Raw genomic sequence first — 20,615 nt, forward strand, 5'->3', positions numbered from 1 at the left:
GGCTTCGACGACTTCGAGCTGGCACCGGCGCTCGGTATCAGCGTCGTCGCCGCCGCAGCCACAGCACCACAGCCGCCCCGGCGAGCAGCAGCCCCCCGGCGATCCCGGCCAGCCGGAGCGCCGCCGAGCCGTCGGCACCGGTGTCGGAGAGGATCCCCGACCACTCACCGTCGGAATCGGAACCGGAACCGGCGGCACCCGGCGTCGGCGTGGCCGAGCCGCCCGACGAGCCGCCGGGCGGCGTCGGGTCGACCGGTGCGGAAACGGTCAGCGGTGCCGACGCCTCGGCCCCTGACTCCCCGCCGGTCGCCACGACCGTGTGCTCGCCGAGCTCGGTATCGGCCGGGACGACGAACTCGCCCGAGACGATGCCGTCGCCGCTGGCCTCGACGTCGAGCAGCTCGACCGGGGTCGAGTGGAGAACGAGCGCCACCGCTTCGCCCGCCGCGAACCCGTCGCCGGTGAAGGCCACGGTCTCGCCCGGCGAGACGCTGCCGGCTGCGAGCACGAGGCTCGCCTCCGACTCGACGGGCGGCTCGGTCGAGCCCTCGCCGTCCACGGTGAGGATCGCCCTGGCAGGGACCGCCGACTCGGCGCCGATCGCGAGCACCTCGTACTCGCCGTCGGCCGCGTCCTCCCTGACCGTGATCTCGGTCGAGATGCGGCCGTCGGCGTCCGCCACGAGCCCGGTCGAGCCGCCGTCGAAGCGGAACTCGACGTCCTCGCCCGGCGCGAAGCCCTCGCCGCTGACCCCGACGCGGGCACCGGGCGCGACCGCACCGTCCACACCGAGGCTGAGCGTCGGATCGAACTCGGCCTGCGGCTCGGCGACCACGACGTCGACCGTGGCCGCTGCCGTGCGCACCCCGTCGTCCGCGACGACCGTGGCCGTGTACGTCCCCGCCTCGGCGAAGACGTGCGAGGCGCGGATCGCCCGCGGCGCCTCCGTGTCGACGGCGGCCTCGGCGACGGCCGCGCCGTCACCCCAGTTGACGGTCGCCGTGTACCCGGCATCCGCCGCGGGGGCGCGGTCGCCGATCTCGGCGAGGACGGTCGAGAACTCGGTCCCTGCGACGGCCTCCGCCTGCTCGGCGCCGTCCAGTCGCCACGGCTCGCTCACCGACACCCCGCCGTCGGAGGCGAGCGCGAACACGTGGATCCTGCCCTCCGTCGTCGGCGACCCGTCCTGGACGGGAAGCGTCAGCGACACGAGGGTGCGGTCGGACGGGAGCTCGACCGGGGCGGTCGAGTAGATCCCCGCGGCCGTGCCGTTCAGCCGGTCCGCACCGACCCTGCGGTGCTCGGAGGTCGCCACGAGGATGTTGTCCGCGTACAGGCTCGTCCTGTTGGCCGTCCAGTCGCCGAAGGCGATCGGGATCTCCGCCGTCGAGCCGTCGGAGAAGGTCAGCGTGCCGACCTCGTCCTGCGCCCTCTCGGTCGCCGTGCCGATCAGCGAGATCGACGTGGTTCCCTCGGCGACGGTCAGCGGGATGACCTGGCCGCGACCGGTCGCGTTGTCCGGCTCGCCCGGCTCCACCCGGGGCAGCGTGAAGCTCAGCTCCGTGCCGGGGACCGCGATCGGCGTGGTGCCGTCCTGGACGAAGCCGTCCGCGGCCAGGTCGGGCCGCTCGTACGCCGTGTTCTGGCCGTCGCAGTCGCCCGCGACGCCCTCCTCGGCGATGCACACGGAGTCGAAGGCGTCGGTGAGCGAGTCGACCACCTGACGCTCGACGCGGATCGGCACGGTGGCGCTCTCCGTCGTCGAGCCGTCCGTGGCGGTGACGACCGCGGAGTACACCCCAGCCCGCTCGTAGCTCAGCGGGGCCGTGACGGTGAAGGCGCCCAGTGCGCCGCGGGTCAGCGCCGCGGGGACCGGCTCGGAGCCGTCTCCGGCGTCGACCGTGACGGTGTAGTCGTCCGCCGACTCCGACTCGCCGGTGATGGCGGCCAGCTGCTCGGTGACCTCGACGCCCGGCTGCACGGTGATCTCCTCCCCCGCCGTGACGGTGAAGGCGCTGTCCACGACGTCGGCGTCGGCGAGGAGCTCGAGCTCGGCCAGCGACACGGCCTCCCCCGTGGAGCTCTCCGACACGACGAGCCGGTAGTGGCTGTACGCGCCGAACTCGGCGATCTGGAACGGGCGGTTCTGCCCCGACCAGCGGAACTCCTCCCCGCTCCGGCTGTCCAGACGCGTCCAGCTGCTGCCGTCGGCCGAGCCCTCCAGCGTCCACGACGACGGCGCGGCCGCCGAGCCGGACGCGGTCAAGGTGTAGCCGCTCAGCTGGACGGCCCCCTGCCGGGAGCGGACCGAGACGGTCGGCGACGCGGTGTCGAACACCGTGGTCGTGACGGCCGAGTCGTCGGTCAGAGCGGCCACGTCCGCGGTGTCCTCGCTCCGCACCGTGCTCAGCTCGCCGCCGGCGACGTCGACGCGCGGCTGGCGGACCGGCTCGTCCGAGCTGGACTCGCCCCACGCGGTCGGCGACGCCCCCATCCGGAACGCGAGCGTCCCGCCCTCGTCGATGGCGTCCTGAGACAGCGACGGGGCCTCCAGCGGCTCGCCGTTGAGCGATGCCGACTGGATGTAGACGTTGTCGACGCTGTTGCCCTCCGCCGTGATCGTGAAGTCGGGCCTGCCCTCGCGGTGGATGGTGGCCGAGTCGAACAGCGGCGAGCCGATCGTGTAGCTGTCGGTCCCCATGCTCAGCGGGTAGAAGCCGAGGGCGGAGAACACGTACCAGGAGCTCATCTCGCCGTTGTCCTCGTCACCGGGGTACCCCTGGCCGATCTCGCTGCCGACGAAGAGGCGCCGGGTGATCTCCCTGACCACGGACTGCGTCGTCGAGGGGTCGCCCGCGGCCGCGGAGATGTACGGGATGTGGTGCGAGACCTGGTTGCTCATGCCGAGCTGCCCCATCCGCACGTCCCTCGCCTCGACCATCTCGTGGATGACGCCGCCGTATCCACCGGGCTTGTCCGCCCGCTCCTGCTCGCCGTAGAACTCGGCGAGCTTCGCCGTCAGGCCCTCGCTGCCGCCGTAGAGCGCGGCGAGGCCGTCGACGTCGAACGGCGCGTGGAACGCGAAGTTCCAGCCGTTCGTCTCGGTGTACGAGCCGCCCCAGTCGCCCGGGTCGAAGTCGGCTGCGGGGGTGGCGAACTCGCCGTCCGCGTTCCGGGCCTGGAAGAAGCCGGTCTCCTCGTTGAACATGTGCACGTAGTGCTGCGCCCGGTCGAGGAAGTACTCCGACTCCTCGACGAGCTGATCGACCCTGCCGGCCGGCGTGCGGTCGTCCGCGGCCAGGCCCGCGGCCATCTGGCCGATGCCGAAGTCGTTGATGAAGCCCTCGAGCCCCCACGACACGCTCTCGTGCGTCTGCGCCGGGGTGTAGCCGAGGTACATCGAGGTGTCGAGGCCCTTGCGCCCAACGCCCTTCACCGTGGTCGGGACCGTCGCGTTCTTCAGCGCCGCGTCGTAGGTGTCCAGCGCCTCGGCGATGGGAACGTTCTTCATGTAGGCGTCGGCGAAGGCCACGTCGGAGCTCGTCCCCGTCATGAGGTCGGCGTACCCGGGCGAGGACCAGCGCGCGATCCAGCCGCCGTCGCGGTACTGCTGGACGAAGCCGTCGATCAGCTCGGGCGCGAGGTCGGGGTACAGCGCCGAGTAGGCGGGCCATGCGGTCCGGTAGGTGTCCCAGAAGCCGTTGTTGACGTAGATCTTGCCGTCGCGGATCGGGGCATTCGTCGTCGTGTCCGTCGCGGTCCCGCTCCGTTCGGCGACGGGGCTGGCGTACTGGTAACGCGGCTCGGCCGCGGTGCCGGTGTTCTCGAACTGCGAGTTCGGGTACATGTTCAGCCGGTACAGACTGGAGTACAGCGTGGTGCGCTGGTCGTCCCCTGCGCCCTCCACGCTGATGACGCCGAGGCGCTCGTTCCAGGCGCGTTCGGCGTCGCCCCTGACGTCGTCGAAGCCGCGGCCGGTGACCTCCAGATCGCGGTTGGCCGCCGCCTGCTCCTGCGAGATGAACGAGGTGGCGATGCGGAGCTCGACGATCCGGTCGCCGGACAGCGACACGGTGGCGGCCCTGGCGCTGTCCCTGGCGGCGTCGGTCGTGACGCCGGTGACGGGCGCGTCCAGCTGCCCGGACACGAACATCCGGGAGCGGCCGACGGACAGCCCGCTGCCCGCGTCGACCCAGCCGCTGACGACGCCGTCCTCGCCGACGCTCAGCTTGGCATCGCCGAGCGTGCGGTCGACGACGACGGTGCCCGACTCGGCGCCCTCGGGGAACTGGAACCGCATGATCGCCGAGTGGTCGGCCGGCGCGACCTCGGCGGCCACGCCGTTCTCGAAGCGCACGCTGTACAGGTCAGGCCTGGCGATCTCGTTGTCGTGGCGGAACGCGAGCGCGCGCTTCGCCGGTGCGAGCTCGGTCGTGCCGGCGAGCGCCGGCATGATGGCCAGCTGGTTGCGGTCGCCCATCCACGGGCTCGGCTCGTGGGAGATGCCGATCGCCTGCAGCTCGGTGAGGTTGTCCGCGTTGTTCGCGCTGGCGTAGTTGTAGAGCCAGGTGTCGCTGGTCGCGTTGGTCATCGGCGTGTAGAAGTTGAAGCCGTTCGGGACGGCCGCCGCCGGGATGTTGTTGCCGCGCGAGAACGCTCCGCTGGAGTTGGTGCCCCTGCGGGTGTCCACGTAGTTGACCAGGCTGGAGCCGTCGATGGGCTCGGTGTCCGGCGTGACCTCGATGTCGTCGACCCAGCCCTGGAACTCGGTGGAGGACTGGCCTGACGGGTTGTCGTAGCTGAGCAGCACCTTGTCGATGGTGCGCCCGGCCAGCGGCGAGAGGTCGACGGTGACCGCGTTCCACTGGTTGCCGTAGAGGATCTTGCTCTCGCCCTGCTGGCGGGCTCCGATGCCCCCGCCGTGCTCGTCGCGCAGCAGATCGCCTGCCGAGGCTGTCGTGCCGTCGTCGAGCAGCAGGTCGACCGCCGCATAGGTGGCCGGGTACTGGAGGTCGTCGCTGTCCAGCTCGGGGAAGATGCGGTAGCTGAGCTCGCTGTCGGCGGCGATCCGCGTGTCGACGTCCTCGATGAGGACGTTGCTCGCCGATGCCGCGCCGTCGCCGCGATGGCTGCCCGCGTAGCGCAGTGACTGCACGCCGGTGAAGCCCTTCCGGATGGCCGCCGTCGGGCTCGATCCGGGCCCTGAGCCGATCTCCGTCGTCATGGGCGCGTCCGGTGCGGGCTCGTCGCTGCCGTCGAGCACGTCCCAGCTGGACAGCTGGGTGATGCCGCCGCCGTTGTTCGCGGTGATGCGCAGCCGCAGCTGGTCGACGTCGGCCGGCTCGTCCAGCTCGAAGCTGAGCTCGGCGCCGCGCTGGGGGAAGCTCAGGCCCGTCCGCGTGTCGAGTGCGGTCCAGGCGCCGTCTCCGCTTCGCCCCTCGACGACGATGTCCTTGGGGTCGCGCTCGGGGGCGTCGTTGCCCGCGGTCAGCGTGTACCGCGCGATGTGGACGGTCTCGCTGAAGGAGTAGACGATGTCCGCCGTGCGCTCGAAGGCGAGCCATTTGGTGCTCGGGTCGGTGCTGGTCAGGTTGATGGCCGCCTCGTTGGGGCTGTTCTCCGCCGTCGCGGTGACCTCCTCGACGAGGCCGAGCGCGCTTCCGGGCCGGTAGCCGCTGGAGCCGACGACGTTGACCGGGTCGGTCCACGGTGTGCTGACGAGGGTGGCCGCGTCACCGCTCTCGAAGGAGGTCGCGAACGCCTCCCCCGCGGTCGGCGCCGCCGCGGCGGGCAGGTTGCCGCCGCCGACGAGGACGGCCCCGCTGACGATGAGGGCGGTGGTGGCTCGCGCGCCGCGGCGCCGGCGGCGCGCGGGTGGCGTGGTGTCGGTCTCAGACGTCATTGTCACTCTCCGGATCGAAGCGGAGCTCGACGTCCCCGCACATTTGACAGCGTTGTCAATCTGCCTATGTCTATCGCTGCCGGGCCGGTGCTGTCAACGCCTGGAGGTGAAACGACCGTCCGCCCGCGCAGCGTGCCGCAGTCGGCGACGCGGGCCGCGGGACGACAAGGACCGGCGGGTCAGGCGGAGGCGTCCCCCGCGGGATCCGCGGAGCCGTCCGCAACGGCGGCGGTGCAGTTCGCGCAGAGGCCGAAGATGTCGACCACGTGCCTGGCCTGCGTGAAGCCCTGGGCCGACGCCACACGCGACGCCCACGCCTCGACCTCGTCCGCCTCGATCTCGACGGTGAGACCGCAGTTCCGGCAGATGAGGTGGTGGTGGTGACCGCTGCTCACGCAGGCGCGATAGAGGTTCTCCCCGTCCGGCGACTGGAGCGAGTCGGCCTCGCCGTCCCCGCTGAGCGAGGTGAGCGCGCGGTAGACCGTGGCCAGACCGATCGACGACCCCTCGTCACGGAGCCGGGCGTGCAGCGACTGGGCGCTGATGAACCCCTCGGCGTCGTCGAGCGCGGTCCGCACCGCCTCACGCTGCCAGGTGTTCCGTTTCGCCACGGCCATCAGGGGTCCCCTCTCCACCGTTCAGGGTACCGCCTGGCCGCGGGAAACCCCAGGACAGCGCCTGCGCCCACCGCGAACCCCCACGTGAGCGGGACAGGAGAACAACCCCCGCGCAGGCCCGGGCACTCCCCCGTCAGGTCGCGCCTGCCTCAGGCGTGCACCCTCCGCGACACGCGACGGCGGCCGGCCACACGGCAGACCAGGTAGATCAGGAACGAGATCGTGGTGATGTACGGGCTGATCGGCAACGAACCGCCGAGGGCGAGCAGGATGCCCCCCACCGCGGAGACGACGCCGAACGTCACGCTGAGCAGCGGCACCATCACCGGCGACGCGGAGACGCGCAAGGCCGCCGCGGCCGGCGTGACCACGAGGGAGAGCACGAGCAGGGCACCGATGATCTGCACCGACACCGCGACGGTCAGGCCGAGCAGCACCATGAACACGACCGACAGCACCCCCGAGGGCACGCCGCGCGCCGCCGCCACGTCCGAGTCGAGGCTGTCGAAGCTCAGCGGCCGCCAGATCAGCATCAGCACGACGAGCACGAGCGCGGAGATCACGACGAGCGCGCCCAGCTGGGGCGAGTCGACGGAGACGATCTGCCCCGTCAGCAGTCCGAACTGGTTACCGCTGCGTCCGGGGTAGAGCGCCAGGCAGAGGATGCCGAGCCCCAGCCCGAACGGCATGAGCACACCCGTGATCGAGTTGCGGTCCCTCGCTTTCGCACCGAGCCCGCCGATCAGAAGGGCGGCGATCAGCGACCCCACCACGGAGCCGACGACGACGTTCACGCCGAACAGCAGTGCGGCGGCGGCACCGGCGAAGGAGAGCTCGCTGATCCCGTGCACGGCGAAGGCCATGTCCCGCTGCATGACGAACACGCCGATCAGGCCGCCGACGACGCCGAGCACCGCGGCGGCGAGGATCGAGTTCTGCACGAGCGCGAGGATCTCGCCGTAGTTCTCGAAGCTGAACAGGCGCGCCCAGAGGTCGGAGGGGTCGAACGCGAGGGCGGTCATGCCGTGGCCTCCGTCCCGTGCTCGTGCCCTGCCGGACCGTGGTGGCCGTGCTGGTCGGGCACGCCGACGACGATCACCTGGCCGGCGGCGCGGATCACCTCGATCGGCGTCTTGTACAGCGCGGTGAGGACCTCGCTGCGCAGCACCTCGTCGGGTGTCCCGGTGAGGAAGCGACCGTCGGCGAGGTAGAGCACCCGGTCGACCATCGGCAGGATCGGGTTGATGTCGTGGGTGACGAACACGACCGCCGTGCCGTCGTCGCGCCTGCGCCGGTCGATGAGCTCGCTCACGGCGCGCTGGTGGTTGAGGTCGAGGCTGATCAGCGGCTCGTCACACAGCAGCATCACGGGGTCCGACGCGAGCGACTGCCCGACGCGAAGACGCTGCTGCTCGCCCCCGGAGAGGGAGCCGACCGGCTCGTCGGCGTAGGACGTCGCACCGACCTCGCCGAGGAGGGCGTCGACGCGCTCGCGCTTGCCCCGTGAGGGCAGCGGCAGCCCGAAGCGGTGCCCGTCGATGCCGAGACCGATCAGGTCGCGCGCCCGCAGCGGCGTCCCGGCGGGGATGAGGCGCTGCTGGGGGATGTAGCCGATCGAGCGGTCTCCCCGGCGCACCGGGCGGCCGGACACCCGGATCTGCCCCTCACTGAGCGCCAGCTGGCCGAGGATGGCCTTGAGCAGGCTGGTCTTGCCCGAGCCGTTCGCCCCGAGGACGGCGAGGAACTCACCCCGTGCCACGCTGAGGTCGAGCTCGTCCCAGAGCACACGCTGCCCGAAACGGAGCGACCCGCCCTCCACCTGGAGGACGGGTGCGCTCGCAGCGGCGGTGCCGCTCACTTCTGCAGCGCGTCGTCGAGCGCGCTCAGGTTGTCGGTCATCCACTCAATATATCCGGCGCCCTCCGGCAGGGTCTCGGAGAACGGGACGACCGGCAGGCCGGCCTTCTCCGCCTCGGACACGACCTGGTCGGCCTCGGCGCCCCCAGACTGCGTGTTGGTGGCGACGAGCGCGAGGTCACCCGAGTCGACGAGGTCGAGCGTCTGCTGCAGCGCCAGCGGAGGGACGTCATCGCCCTCCTCGACGGCCTCGCTGAAGTCGGCGGGCGTGACGTCGTGCAGGCCGACGCGCTCGAGCAGGTAGCCCGGGACGGGCTCGGTGGCGAGGCTGTCCCTGCCGTCGGCGACGGAACTCAGGCCGTCCGCGGTCTCCCCGAGCGTGGCGAGCTTCGCGGCGAACGCCTCGTAACCCTCGTGGGCGGCGTCGGCGATGCTCTCGTCGACGTCGCCGGCGGCGTGGACGAGCTCGTGCGCGAGGTTGTCGACCGCGTCGAAGCTGTACCAGACGTGCTCGTTGAAGCCCTCGATGTGGTCGTGGCCCTCGTGCTCGTCCTCGCCCTCCTCGGCGTGGTCGTGGGCGTCCTCCGTCTCGGTGGTCTCCGCGGCGTCCGCGTCCTCCCCCTCGTGGTCGTGGCTGTGCTCCTCGGCACCGGGCATGAGCCCGGAGAGCTCGGAGGCGTTGAGCACCACGGCCGTGTCGTTGCCGGAGGCGCTGATCAGGCTGTCGATGAACGGGTCGAAGCCGCCGCCGTTCTCGATGATGATGTCGGCCTTGCTGATGGCGAGCTGGTCCTGCGCGGTCGCCTCGTACTCGTGCGGGTCCTGGGCGGAGGAGTCGATGATGCTGGTGACCTCGGCGGTGTCGCCGAGGACGGAGCTGGCGATGTCGCCGTAGACGTTGGTCGACGCCACGACGGTCAGCACGCCGTCAGCGCCGGGGCTCTGGTCGCCTCCGCCGCTGTCGGCCGACGAGCAGCCGGTGATGACGATCGCGGTGAGCGGGAGGGCCCCGAGGGCCAGGAGGCGACGATTCTGCATGTCCCCATCGTAGGTTATTGATAACGGTTGTCAAAATCGGGTCATGGCTGCCGGCCCGCTTCTCCTCACCGCCGGGCTGCCGCGTGAGGACGAGGACGCCGTTCCCGCCTCCCGGCGCGCAGAACGGGCCGGGAGCGTGTGCTCCCGGCCCGTTCCGACGGAATGCCGCTGTTACTTGGTCAGCCCGTCGACGTACTCCTGGTTGTCGGCGATCCACTGCTCGACGATGGGACCGTAGTCGTCGGTGTCGTTCTCGTTGAACATCACGTTCTCCAGCGAGTAGAGGTGCTCGTTGTCCATCGAGAAGTTCTGCAGCCAGCCGGTCAGGGTCGGGTACTTCTCCTCGAACTCGTTCGAGCCGAAGGAGTGGATGCCCTCGGCGCCGCCGAGCGCGCCCTTCGGGTCCTCGAGGTCCTTGATCGGGAACGCGTCGTAGGCCCAGTGCGGGCGCCACAGCGTCACAGCGACGTTGTCGCCCTTGTCAGTGGCGGCCTTCAGCTCGGTGAGCATCGCCGGGGTGGAGGAGGTCAGGTAGTCCATGTCCTCGAGGCCGTACTCCGGGATCACCTTGTCGGTGGTCACCTCGGTCAGGCCGGCGCCCGGCTCGATGCCGACCAGCTGGTTGCCGAACAGGTCGGCGTTGTCGGCGAGCTCGTCGAGCGAGTCGATCGGGGCGTCCTCGTTGACCGCGATGGTCAGCTTGGCCTCCTCGTTCCACGCGCCGAGGTCGGTGATCTTGTCACCGTACTGGTCGATGTAGCTCTTGTGGGTGACCGGCAGCCAGGTGTCGAGGGTCAGGTCGTAGTCGTTGTCCGACAGGCCCTGGTAGACGGGTGCGGGGTCGGCGTACTCGAGCTCGACCTCGTAGCCCTCGCCCTCGAGCACGGCCTTCCAGAGCTCGCTCGCGGCGATGCCCTCGTCCCAGCCGTTGAACACGGCGATGGTGACGTCCTTCGCGTCGCCGTTCTCGAGCGTCTCGTCGGACGACCCGGAGGAGGAGCAGCCGGCGACGCCGAGCAGTCCGGCGACGGCGACGCCGCTCAGGGCGATCTTGGTGAATGACTTCATTGCTGATGTTTCCTTTCTTCCCGCCGCGAGGCGGGTCGTGGGGATTGTGATGCGGGTACCGATGGGCGGCACGGTGATCACGGCACGGGGCCGTGTCGGCTAGTGGGGGGTCTTGACGATCGACGCGGCGGCCTTGTCCGCGGCCGAGTCCGCGTCATCGCTCGCACGCGACGGGGACGCGGCGCGCACACGACGCTTACGGCCGCCGAGCGAGGCGGAGAGCCGGTCGAGGAAGATCGCGATGATCACCACGGAGAGTCCGGCCTCGAAGCCCAGGCCCACGTCGATCCGGTTCAGCGCGGCGACGACCTCGCCTCCGAGACCGCCCGCACCGACCATTCCGGCGATGACGACCATCGACAGCGAGAGCATGATCACCTGGTTGACGCCAGCCATGATCGACGGCATCGCCAGCGGCAGCTGGATCTGACGCAGGATGCGGCCGGGGGTGGCGCCGAACGCCTGGCCGGCCTCGACGACCTCCCTGTCGACACCACGGATGCCGAGCTCGGTGAGCCGGACGCCGGGCGCCATGGCAAAGATGATGGTCGCGACGATGCCGGGGACCACACCGACCCGGAACAGGATGAGCGCGGGGATCAGGTAGACGAAGGCGGGCATGGTCTGCAGGAAGTCGAGGATCGGCTTGATGATCTTCGACGCCGTGTCCGACCGGGCGGCGAGTATGCCGAGCGGGATGCTGATCAGGATCGCGATCGCACTGGCGACGAGGACGAGCGCGAGGGTGTCCATCGCGTTGTCCCACTGGTCGACGCCGACGATGACGAGCAGGCCGATCGCCGAGCCGAGCGCGAACACCCAGCCACGCGCGATGAAGGCGAGCACGACGGCGATGATGATGATCACCCAGAACGGCGGCGACGCCAGCACGACGTCGACGGCATCGTAGATGCCGGCGGCGATCGCACGGATGACGTCGAACAGCCCGCCGAGGGTGGCGGTGATCCAGGCGACGGCCTCTTCGGCCCAGTCGCCGAGGGGGATACGGAACTCCATCACTTGCTCCCTTCGCTCGCGGCCAGCTCATCGTCGGTGGGGCCCCCCGTGTCGCGCAGCGTCTGCGTGATCAGGTCGACCGGGACGGTGACCGGGGGCTCGACGACGGGCAGCTCGCTCGTGTTCGACGGCTGGTTGGCCAGCGCCGCGAGCAGCGTGACGCGGGGGACGACGCCGATGAGGCGGGCGTTGTCGTCGACGACGGCGATGGGCAGGCTGGAGTCGGCCGAGTACTCGAAGAGCTCGCTGAGGTGCTGGTCCGCCGTGACCGTGGCGGGGTCGTTGCGGACGACCTTCATCAGGTCGTTCTCGCCGGACCGCACCTGCTGGAGCACGTCGCGGTCGAAGGCGACACCGACGAGCTTGCGGCCGTGGCCGACCACGAACACGGCGGAGGTCTGCAGATCGCGCATGACACGCAGCGCGCCGCGGGGGCCCGCGCTGACCTGGACGACCGAGCGCACGGGCTCCATGACGCCGGAGGCGGTGAGCACGCGGGCACGGTCGACGTCCTGGACGAACTGGGCGACGTAGTCGTTGGCCGGGTCCGTGAGGATGTCGTCGGGCGTGCCGACCTGGACGATCCGGCCGTCGCGCATGACGGCGATCCGGTCACCGAGGAACATCGCCTCGTTGAGGTCGTGGGTGATGAAGATGATCGTCTTGCCGAGCTCCTGCTGGAGCTCGATCAGCTGCTCCTGCATCTCGCGCCGGATCAGCGGGTCGAGCGCGCTGAATGCCTCGTCCATGAGCAGGATGTCGGTGTCGGCGGCGAGCGCACGGGCCAGGCCGACGCGCTGCTGCATTCCGCCGGAGAGCTCGCCGGGGAGCTTGTCCTCCCAGCCCTTCAGGCCGACGCGCTCGACGATGCGCTGCGCGCGCTCGCGCCGTTCGGCCGCTCCGACGCCCTGGATCTCGAGGGCGTAGGCGGCGTTGTCCAGCACCGTGCGGTGCGGCAGCAGCGCGAAGTGCTGGAACACCATCGACACGTTCGTGCGGCGGACCTCGCGCAGCTCCGCGTCGGAGATGCCGACGATCTCGGTGCCGAACACCGAGACGCTGCCGGCGGTGCTGTCCCACAGGCCGTTCAGCATGCGAATGAGGGTGGACTTTCCGGAGCCGGACAGCCCCATGACCACGAAGATCTCGCCCTGGTGCACATCGAAGCTGGCGTCGATCACGGCCGCGGTGCCGAGCGACGCCACCTGCTCGCGGCTCTCGCCGGCCTGGAGGCGGCGGACCGCCTCCTTCGGCTTGCGGCCGAAGACCTTGTACACATTCTGGGCTCGGACGGCGACCGTCCGTGTTTCGTCAATGCCTGACACGTTCTCTCCACGCGCGCCGGTCGGGTCCGGCAGTGCGCTCATCTGTTCTCACGACCGGGCCGATGACGTCGTGCCGGATCCCCATCCATCAAGCGGGTGACACGCGGATCCTTCTACGCCGTGCCACGCGATTCGGGTGATCCCGGGGGCGGTCATGGGACCGCCGCCAACGCCTCCGACCGTACGCCGCACCCCCACGAAACGGGCCGTGGTAATGCGATCGCGGACTGGATTTGCACCCCGAGGGGCCGCCAACCAGGCTAACGCGGCTCGGTGCCGCCCGTCGTGCCCCGTGCACTCCCCGTGGGTCATGAACGTCGAGCCTTTCGGGAGGGAGTACGTCGAAACCCCCGATCAGCATGGATTTGCGCACAAGGATGCCATCGTTGCGTTTTCGTTACCCCACAGGTGCACCCCACGGCGTATTTGCGCACGAACGGCGACCAGCCGCGCCCGCGACGCCTAGCCTGGGAGCGTGAGCCCCCGCCCCTCGCCGCCCTCGCCCGGCCTCGTCGACGCCCGAGCACTGCCCCGCTACGCGGCCGGCGCCTTCCCCGTGCCGTTCGTGATCCAGAGCATGAGCGAGCGCGTCGAGCAGGACACCGTCTGGCAGGAGCACTCCCACCCGACGCACGAGCTGATCTGGCACGAGAACGGCGCGTCCAGCGCCACCGTCGGCCGCAGGCGCTGGACGATCACGCGGTCGATGGGCCTGTGGATCCCCGCGGGGACACCGCACTCCGGGCGGATGCCGGCCGGCAGCACGTACCGGGCCCATCAGTTCTCCGTCTCCGCCACACCCGCGCTGGCCGCCGAGGCGGTCGGCATCGAGCTGACCCCTCTGCTCCGGCTGCTGCTGGAACGCCTCGGCGAGAACGGGCTGGCCGACGCCTCGCGGGCGCTGACCGAGGAGATGGTGCTCGACGTCATGCGCCCCTCCCCCCGCCGTCTGCTGCTCGAACTGCCGCAGTCCCCCCTGCTCCGGCCGATCGCGGACCGCTGTCAGGACAGCCCGTCCGACACCACGACCCTCGCCGAGTGGTCGTCGCTGCTCGGGGTGTCGTCCCGGACGATCACGCGCAGCTTCCTCGCTGAGACGGGCGTCGGCTTCAGCCAGTGGGTGGCGACGGCGAAGGCCCAGCACGCCATCGCCGCGCTCACCAGGGGCGAGTCGCTCGACGACGTCGCCGAGCAGGTCGGCTACGCCTCGGCGAGCGCCTTCAGCACCGCGTTCCGCCGCGTGACGGGGACGAGCCCCGGCAGGTTCCGCACCGGCGGGTGAGCGGGACCGCGCGGCGCCGCGGCGCGCAGCCGGGGCACCGTGCCCCGGCGCCGGGCCGTGCATGGTCACGCGCGGTCGCGCTCCACCGGCCGCGACTGTCCGATCCGCGAAGAAGAGTGTCTGCTCTGCGTGATTGCAATGCCCCTAGCGCTCATCTACCTTTGCTTAGGCAATCCTTATCAGTCGTGCGACGACGGGTCCCCCGAACGCGCCGACGGCCCTCCCCTCTCCCCGCGCCGGCCCGTGCCGCGCCCCCGAAAGGACACCATGGCTCGCGCCTCCCGCCTGCTCGCCCTCCCCGCCGCCGCGCTCCTCGTCGCCGGCCTCGCCTCCTGCTCGTCCGGCACGGGCGACGCCGACGCCACCGCCACCTCCGGAAGCGGCGACTGGACCCCCGTCACCATCGAGCACGCGCTCGGCACGACGACGATCGAGACCAAGCCCGAGCGCGTCGCGACCGTCGCGTGGGCCAACCACGAGGTCCCCCTCGCACTCGGCGTCGTCCCCGTCGGCATGGCCGCGGCCAACTTCGGCGACGATGACGGCGATGGCCTGCTGCCCTGGGTCGACGAGAAGCTCGACGAGCTCGGCGCCGACACCCCCGTCCTGTTCGACGAGACCGACGGCATCGACTTCGAGGGCGTGGCCGACACCAACCCCGACGTGATCCTCGCCGCCTACTCGGGCCTGACGCAGGAGGACTACGACACCCTGAGCGAGATCGCGCCGGTCGTCGCCTACCCCGAGACCGCCTGGGGCACCCCGTGGCGCGAGATGATCGAGTTCAACAGCCGCGCGCTCGGCCTGGCCGACGAGGGCGAGGCGCTGATCGGCGACCTGGAGACCGAGATCGCCGCAGCCGCAGCGGAGCACCCCGAGCTCGGCGAGTCGACCGCGATGTTCCTCACCCACGTCGACACGAGCGACCTCAGCGAGGTCAGCTTCTACACCACCCACGACACCAGGGCGATGTTCTTCGAGGACCTCGGCCTGAAGACGCCGGAGAGCATCGCGAGCGCCTCGGCCGAGACGGACAAGTTCGCCCTGACCACGAGCGCCGAGCAGGCCGACTCCTTCTCCGACGTCGACATCATCGTCACCTACGGCGACGAGGAGCTCGTCGAGACCCTCGAGGGCGACCCGCTGCTCTCCCAGATGCCCGCCGTCGCCAACGGGGCGATCGTCAGCCTGCCCGGCGACCAGCCGCTCGGCACCGCGGCGAACCCGACGCCGCTGTCGATCTCCTGGATCCTCGACGACTACGTCGGGCTGCTCGGCGAGGCCGCCGCCCGCTCGGAGTGACCCTCCCCCGCACCGCACCAGCCGCCTCGGGCGTCGACGTCGTTCGTCGCCCGAGGCGGCTTCGCGCGCTCTGGCTCGCCGTCGCGCTGGGGACACTGGTGGCGCTCTGCGTCGCCTCCGTCAGCATCGGCTCACGCCAGGTCGCCCTCGACGACATCCTCGCCGCCCTCGGCGGCGGCACCGACGGCTTCGACCAGGCCGCCGTCGCGACCCGGATCCCCCGCACACTGCTCGCCGTCCTCGCCGGCGCCGCGCTCGGGCTGGCCGGAGCGGTCATGCAGGGCGTCACCCGCAACCCGCTCGCCGATCCAGGGATCCTCGGCGTCAACATGGGCGCGACCCTCGCCGTCGTCTGCGGGCTGGCGTTCGTCGGCGTCTCCTCCGCCACCGCGACCATCTGGATCGCCATCGCCGGGGCCGGCGCGGCCGCGGTGTTCGTCTACGTCGTCGGCTCGCTCGGCCGCGGAGGCGCCACGCCGCTCAAGCTCGCGCTCGCCGGCGCGGCCACGACCGCGGCGCTGGCCTCGTTCATCAGCGCCGTCGTCCTGCCGCGCAACGACATCGCCGGCAACGTGCGTTCCTGGCAGATCGGCGGGGTCGGCGGCGCCACCAGCGATTCGATCGCCGTCGTGCTGCCCTTCCTCATCGCCGGGACGGCCATCTGCCTGCTCTCCGCCCGTTCGCTGAACTCGCTCGCGCTCGGCGACGAGCTGGCGGCGGGACTCGGCGAGCGCGTCGCCGTGGCCCGGGCGGCCGCCGCGCTCGGCGCGGTCGTCCTCTGCGGGGCGAGCACGGCGCTGACCGGGCCGATCGGCTTCGTCGGTCTCGTCGTGCCGCACCTGTTCCGGCTGCTCGTCGGCATCGACCACCGCTGGCTGCTGCCGTTCTCCGCGCTCGGCGGGGCCGTGCTCCTCGTCGCCGCGGACGTCATCGGCCGCGTCGTGGCACGGCCGTCCGAGGTCGACGTCGGCATCATCACCGCGCTCATCGGGGCACCGGTGTTCATCGCCATCGTGCGCCGCCAGAAGGTGAGGGAACTGTGAACAGTGCAGGAGCGGCACAGGCCTCCACCCTGCCGAGCGGTGGCGCACACGAGGCCACGCTCGCGGCCGTCGTCCGCACCCGCCGCGGCGGCGCCAGGCGGAGGCGGATCGTCATCGCGGGCCTGGCGGTCGCGATCGCCGTCGTCGCCGCGGTCAGCCTGATGGTCGGGCAGACGGTGTACTCACCCGCGCAGGTCGTCGACGTGGTCCTCGGGCACGACGTGCCCGGCGCCTCCTTCACCGTCGGCCGGCTCCGCCTGCCCCGGACCGCGCTGGCCGTGCTCGCCGGGTTCAGCTTCGGCCTGGCGGGGGTGTCCTTCCAGACGATGCTCCGCAACCCGCTGGCGAGCCCCGACATCATCGGCATCTCCTCGGGGGCCAGCGCGGCCGCGGCGTTCGCGATCGTCACGCTTCACCTGTCGTCCGCAGCGGTCTCCGTGTTCGCCATCGTCTCCGGGCTCGCCGTGGCCCTGCTCGTGTACGCGCTCGCGCACCGTGGCGGGGTCGCCGGCACGCGGCTCATCCTCATCGGGATCGGCGTCGCCGCCATGCTCGACAGCGCGACGGCGTACGTGCTCTCGCAGGCGGCCGAGTGGGACCTGCAGGCCGCGACCCGCTGGCTGACGGGCAGCCTGAACGGCGCGAGCTGGTCCGGCGTCGTGCCCGTGCTCGTCGCGACCGCCGTGCTCACACCCCTGCTGCTGGCCCAGTCAGGCAACCTGACCACCACCCGGCTCGGCGACGACACCGCCGCCGCGCTCGGCGTCCGCGTCGACAGGACCCGGCTGATCGTCGTCGTCTGCGCGGTCGGCCTGATCTCCTTCGCGACGGCCGCCGCAGGACCCATCGCCTTCGTCGCGTTCCTGTCCGGCCCGATCGCAGCCCGGATCGTCGGCCCGCACGGCTCGCCGCTGCTGCCCGCCGCGCTGGTGGGCGCGCTGCTCGTGCTCGTCGCCGACTTCGCCGGGCAGTTCCTGCTCGGGACGCGCTTCCCCGTCGGCGTGGTCACCGGCGTGCTCGGCGCCCCCTACCTGATCTACCTCATCATCCGCAGCAACCGCCAGGGAGGCTCACTGTGACCGAGAACCACACGCTCGCCGCGGAGTCGCTCAGCCTCGGCTACGGAGCCAGGACCATCGTCGACGACCTGGACCTGACCGTCCCGCCCGGCCGCATCACCGTCATCGTCGGTGCGAACGCCTCGGGCAAGTCCACGCTGCTGCGCGCGCTCGCCCGGCTTCTGCGCCCCAGCGCAGGGCGTGTGCTGCTCGACGGCGCACCCATCCACTCGATGCAGGCGAAGGCCGTCGCCCGCACCCTCGGGCTCCTGCCCCAGTCGCCGATCGCTCCGGAGGGCATCACCGTCACCGACCTCGTCGGTCGGGGACGTCACCCTCACCAGGGGCTGTTCACCCGCTGGAGCCCCGAGGACGACGCGATCGTCGCGGCGGCACTGGAGGCCACGGAGATCGCCGAGCTCGCCGACCGCCCCGTCGACGAGCTGTCCGGGGGTCAGCGTCAGCGCGTGTGGATCGCGATGGCGCTCGCGCAGCAGACCGAGGTCCTACTGCTCGACGAGCCCACGACCTTCCTGGACCTCAACCACCAGGTGGAGGTGCTCGATCTGCTCACCGAGCTCAACCGCTCGAGCGGGACGACGATCGTCATCGTGCTGCACGAGCTCAACCTGGCCGCCCGCTACGCCGACCACCTGATCGCGCTGCACGAGGGCGGCGTGCACGCAGCGGGGACACCGCACGAGGTCATCACCGAGGACACGGTCCGGCGCGTCTTCGGGCTGGACAGCCGCGTCATCGACGACCCCGTGTCGGGGATGACGCTCGTGCTGCCGATCGGACGCCATCACGTTCGCGGCGACGCCGGCTGACCCTTCCCCTCGGGCAGGGTCCGTGCTATCGTCGTGAGGTTCGCTCACTCCGGAGCGACCGATGCGTACAGACCTCTCCCGTCCGTCCCGGTCCCCCGGCATTCCGCCCGAACACCTGAACACTCCGGCACGAGGCACGCCCGTTGCCGGGACACGAGCCCGCGTGCGCCGACGACCGTCGTGCGCGGCGAAAGAAACGACATGATCATCAACGCACGACCCACACTTCCCCTGTCCACCCCCGTCGTCCGCTGGCGCCAGTCCGCCGACGACGTCTACGCGGCGACCCTCCACGACGAGTTCGCCGGGTACATCACCGTGACCGGCGCCGGCTACGAGCTGCGCGGCCCCACCGCCGAGGACCTCGGCACGCACCCGAGCCGCCAGGAAGCCGAGGAGGCCCTCGACGCCGCCCTGTCCCGGCCCGTCGCGACGACGGCCGTCCCCTCCCCCTCCACGACGCCGCGCAGCCGCCCGCGCCGGAGGACGCGGCGGAGCAGGGTGCGCTCCTGACGCGCGCTCAGTCCGCGGCGACGCCGAGCAGGCGGGCTCGCACCTCGCGCCGCAGCACCTTGCCGATGAGCGAGCGGGGCAGCTCGTCGACGACCTCGATGCGACGCGGAACCTTGTAGGCCGCGAGTCGGGTCCGGCAGAAGTCCCTCAGTGCGGCGGCCGTCGCGACGGCGCCGTCCTCAAGCACCACCGCGGCCGCGACCATCTCGCCGCCCTGCGGTCGGGGCAGCGCGACAACGGCCGCGTCGGCCACGTCCGGGTGGGTCCGCAGGACCTCCTCCACCTCGCTCGGCGCGACGTTGAAGCCCCCGGTGATGATGAGCTCCTTGATCCGGTCGACGACCGTGACGAAGCCGTCGTCCGACACCGTCACGATGTCGCCCGTTCGCACCCAGCCGTCGGCGAGGAGCGTCTCCGCGGTCTCGTCCGGGCGGTGCCAGTAGCCGGCGAAAACCTGCGGTCCACGGATCAGCAGCTCGCCCTCCTCGCCGGGCGCCCTGTCCACGCTCGGGTCGTCCGGATCGACGACCCGGATGTCCGTCCCGGGGAACGGCACCCCCACCGTGCCCGGGCGCCGCGCCGGACCCATCGGGTTGCCGAGCGCGACCGGCGAGGTCTCGGTCATGCCGTAGCCCTCGACGAGGAGCCCCCCGCTGGCCTCCTCCCACCGGTTGATCGTCGCCGTGGTCAACGTCATCGCACCCGAGATCGCGAAACGGACGCCCCCGAGGTCGAGCCGGCCCTCGTGCGCGGCGCGGGCGAGGCGGTCGTACACCGGAGGCACCGCGGGCAGGAACGTCGGCGGGCTCTTCTTCGCCGCCGCCACGACCAGGTCGACGTCGACCGTGGGGAACAGCACCAGCTTGGCGCCGATGCTCATCGCGAAGGTGCCGCAGAGCGTCATGCCGTAGGCGTGGAACATCGGCAGCAGCCCGTAGAACGTCTCGTCGCCCTCGCGCAGCTCCGGAACCCACGCCCTCCCCTGCGCCGCGTTGGCCCTGAGGTTGCGGTGCGTGAGCACGGCGGCCTTCGGCGTGCCCGTCGTTCCGCTGGTGTAGAGCAACAGCGCGGGGTCGCCCACCGCGGGTCCCGCCACGCGGCGCGGCAGACGGCGCGCGCCGAGCAGCCGCTCCCACGCCTCCACGCCTCGACGGGTCGGAGCGGACGTCAGCTTCGCCCTCGCCTCCCTGGCACGCCGGATCGGCAGTCGGAGCGCCAGGCGCGTCCCCCTCGGCATCGCGCGGGTCATGTCGACCGCGATGATGTGCCCCGGCCGGATGTCGGCGGGGAACTCGGCGACGACGTCGGCGACGGCGTCCCACACGATCGCGACCGACGCGCCGTGGTCTTCGAACTGGTGCCGCAGCTCGCGCGGCGTATAGAGCGGGTTGTGCTCGACGACGATCGCGCCGAGGCGGATCGCGGCGTAGAAGGCGATGACGTGCTGGGGGCAGTTCGGCAGCACGAGAGCGACACGGTCGCCCCGGCGCACGCCGCGCGACCGCAGAGCGGACGCAACACGGGCGACCGCGTCGTCGAGCTCGCGATAGCTGGTCTGCGCCCCGAAGAACTCCAGCGCCGGGCGGCGTCCGAAGCGGCGCACGCTCGCCGCGAGCATCTCGGGAAGGGTCTCCGTCACCTCGTCGATGTCGTGAGGGACACCCTCGGGGTACGCGGCCAGCCAGGGGCGGTCGGCGAACGGGTGGGCAGACGTCATCACGTCACCTCTCGTCGAGATCGGGGAACCCCCACGCTACGCCCGC

At 71.4% G+C, this 20,615-nt stretch carries 15 protein-coding genes; 6 read left to right on the plus strand and 9 right to left on the minus strand.

Annotated elements, in window-relative coordinates; translation table 11 throughout:
• Positions 1–37: 37 nt before the first annotated feature.
• The 8 genes from FM119_RS08185 to FM119_RS08220 form a co-directional block, all read right to left on the minus strand.
• Positions 38–5,902, minus strand: coding sequence for a GH92 family glycosyl hydrolase (locus FM119_RS08185; RefSeq protein WP_179205266.1), 5,865 nt, complete (start codon positions 5,900–5,902; stop codon positions 38–40).
• A 179-nt stretch (positions 5,903–6,081) separates the two neighbouring features.
• On the minus strand, positions 6,082–6,513 hold the full coding sequence (locus FM119_RS08190; protein WP_087137251.1) for a Fur family transcriptional regulator: 432 nt from the start codon (positions 6,511–6,513) through the stop codon (positions 6,082–6,084).
• A gap of 155 nt (positions 6,514–6,668) precedes the next feature.
• Positions 6,669–7,541 carry a metal ABC transporter permease gene (locus FM119_RS08195; protein ID WP_087137189.1) on the minus strand — a complete coding sequence of 291 codons (873 nt, stop codon included), beginning with the start codon at positions 7,539–7,541 and terminating at the stop codon, positions 6,669–6,671.
• Positions 7,538–8,377, minus strand: a complete 840-nt coding sequence (locus tag FM119_RS08200) for a metal ABC transporter ATP-binding protein (RefSeq protein ID WP_087137190.1) — start codon at positions 8,375–8,377, stop codon at positions 7,538–7,540. The genes FM119_RS08195 and FM119_RS08200 overlap by 4 nt, the downstream gene beginning before the upstream one ends.
• Positions 8,374–9,414, minus strand: a complete 1,041-nt coding sequence (locus FM119_RS08205) for a metal ABC transporter substrate-binding protein (RefSeq protein ID WP_087137191.1) — start codon at positions 9,412–9,414, stop codon at positions 8,374–8,376. Before FM119_RS08205 ends, FM119_RS08200 begins: the two co-directional genes overlap by 4 nt.
• Before the next feature lie 171 nt (positions 9,415–9,585).
• Positions 9,586–10,482 (minus strand): glycine betaine ABC transporter substrate-binding protein, encoded by an 897-nt coding sequence (locus FM119_RS08210; protein ID WP_087137192.1) that lies wholly within the window; start codon positions 10,480–10,482, stop codon positions 9,586–9,588.
• Positions 10,483–10,581: 99 nt separating this feature from the next.
• On the minus strand, positions 10,582–11,499 hold the full coding sequence (locus FM119_RS08215) for an ABC transporter permease (protein ID WP_179205267.1): 918 nt from the start codon (positions 11,497–11,499) through the stop codon (positions 10,582–10,584).
• Entirely contained in the window at positions 11,499–12,824 is a 1,326-nt protein-coding gene (locus FM119_RS08220; protein ID WP_245827390.1) for a quaternary amine ABC transporter ATP-binding protein, read from the minus strand. The genes FM119_RS08215 and FM119_RS08220 overlap by 1 nt, the downstream gene beginning before the upstream one ends.
• A 475-nt stretch (positions 12,825–13,299) precedes the next feature.
• Here FM119_RS08220 and FM119_RS08225 point away from each other — a divergent pair, with 475 nt between their 5' ends.
• The 6 genes from FM119_RS08225 (at position 13,300) to FM119_RS08250 (ending at position 18,852) form a co-directional block, all read left to right on the plus strand.
• Entirely contained in the window at positions 13,300–14,106 is an 807-nt protein-coding gene (locus FM119_RS08225) for a helix-turn-helix domain-containing protein (RefSeq protein WP_245827391.1), read from the plus strand.
• Positions 14,107–14,373: 267 nt separating this feature from the next.
• Entirely contained in the window at positions 14,374–15,408 is a 1,035-nt protein-coding gene (locus FM119_RS08230) for an iron-siderophore ABC transporter substrate-binding protein (protein ID WP_087137195.1), read from the plus strand.
• Positions 15,405–16,451, plus strand: coding sequence for a FecCD family ABC transporter permease (locus tag FM119_RS08235; RefSeq protein ID WP_179205268.1), 1,047 nt, complete (start codon positions 15,405–15,407; stop codon positions 16,449–16,451). Before FM119_RS08230 ends, FM119_RS08235 begins: the two co-directional genes overlap by 4 nt.
• A gap of 29 nt (positions 16,452–16,480) precedes the next feature.
• Positions 16,481–17,530, plus strand: a complete 1,050-nt coding sequence (locus tag FM119_RS08240) for a FecCD family ABC transporter permease (RefSeq protein ID WP_087137254.1) — start codon at positions 16,481–16,483, stop codon at positions 17,528–17,530.
• Positions 17,527–18,339 carry an ABC transporter ATP-binding protein gene (locus tag FM119_RS08245; protein WP_087137196.1) on the plus strand — a complete coding sequence of 271 codons (813 nt, stop codon included), beginning with the start codon at positions 17,527–17,529 and terminating at the stop codon, positions 18,337–18,339. Before FM119_RS08240 ends, FM119_RS08245 begins: the two co-directional genes overlap by 4 nt.
• 201 nt (positions 18,340–18,540) lie before the next feature.
• Positions 18,541–18,852, plus strand: coding sequence for a hypothetical protein (locus FM119_RS08250; protein WP_087137197.1), 312 nt, complete (start codon positions 18,541–18,543; stop codon positions 18,850–18,852).
• 7 nt (positions 18,853–18,859) lie between these two features.
• On the opposite strand, the gene FM119_RS08255 is transcribed toward FM119_RS08250, so the two are convergent.
• Entirely contained in the window at positions 18,860–20,569 is a 1,710-nt protein-coding gene (locus FM119_RS08255) for a long-chain-fatty-acid--CoA ligase (protein ID WP_087137198.1), read from the minus strand.
• Positions 20,570–20,615: the final 46 nt, after the last annotated feature.

It is taken from the genome of Mycetocola reblochoni REB411 (assembly GCF_900163835.1).
In the GTDB taxonomy this organism is placed as follows: Bacteria; Actinomycetota; Actinomycetes; order Actinomycetales; family Microbacteriaceae; genus Mycetocola_B; species Mycetocola_B reblochoni.

Coding starts and splice junctions, on each gene's coding strand:
- FM119_RS08185 (WP_179205266.1), bottom strand. CDS start 5,902: ATGACGTCTGAGACCGACACCACGCCACCCGCGCGCCGCCGGCGCCGC.
- FM119_RS08195 (WP_087137189.1), bottom strand. CDS start 7,541: ATGACCGCCCTCGCGTTCGACCCCTCCGACCTCTGGGCGCGCCTGTTC.
- FM119_RS08205 (WP_087137191.1), bottom strand. CDS start 9,414: ATGCAGAATCGTCGCCTCCTGGCCCTCGGGGCCCTCCCGCTCACCGCG.
- FM119_RS08210 (WP_087137192.1), bottom strand. CDS start 10,482: ATGAAGTCATTCACCAAGATCGCCCTGAGCGGCGTCGCCGTCGCCGGA.
- FM119_RS08215 (WP_179205267.1), bottom strand. CDS start 11,499: ATGGAGTTCCGTATCCCCCTCGGCGACTGGGCCGAAGAGGCCGTCGCC.
- FM119_RS08230 (WP_087137195.1), top strand. CDS start 14,374: ATGGCTCGCGCCTCCCGCCTGCTCGCCCTCCCCGCCGCCGCGCTCCTC.
- FM119_RS08250 (WP_087137197.1), top strand. CDS start 18,541: ATGATCATCAACGCACGACCCACACTTCCCCTGTCCACCCCCGTCGTC.
- FM119_RS08255 (WP_087137198.1), bottom strand. CDS start 20,569: ATGACGTCTGCCCACCCGTTCGCCGACCGCCCCTGGCTGGCCGCGTAC.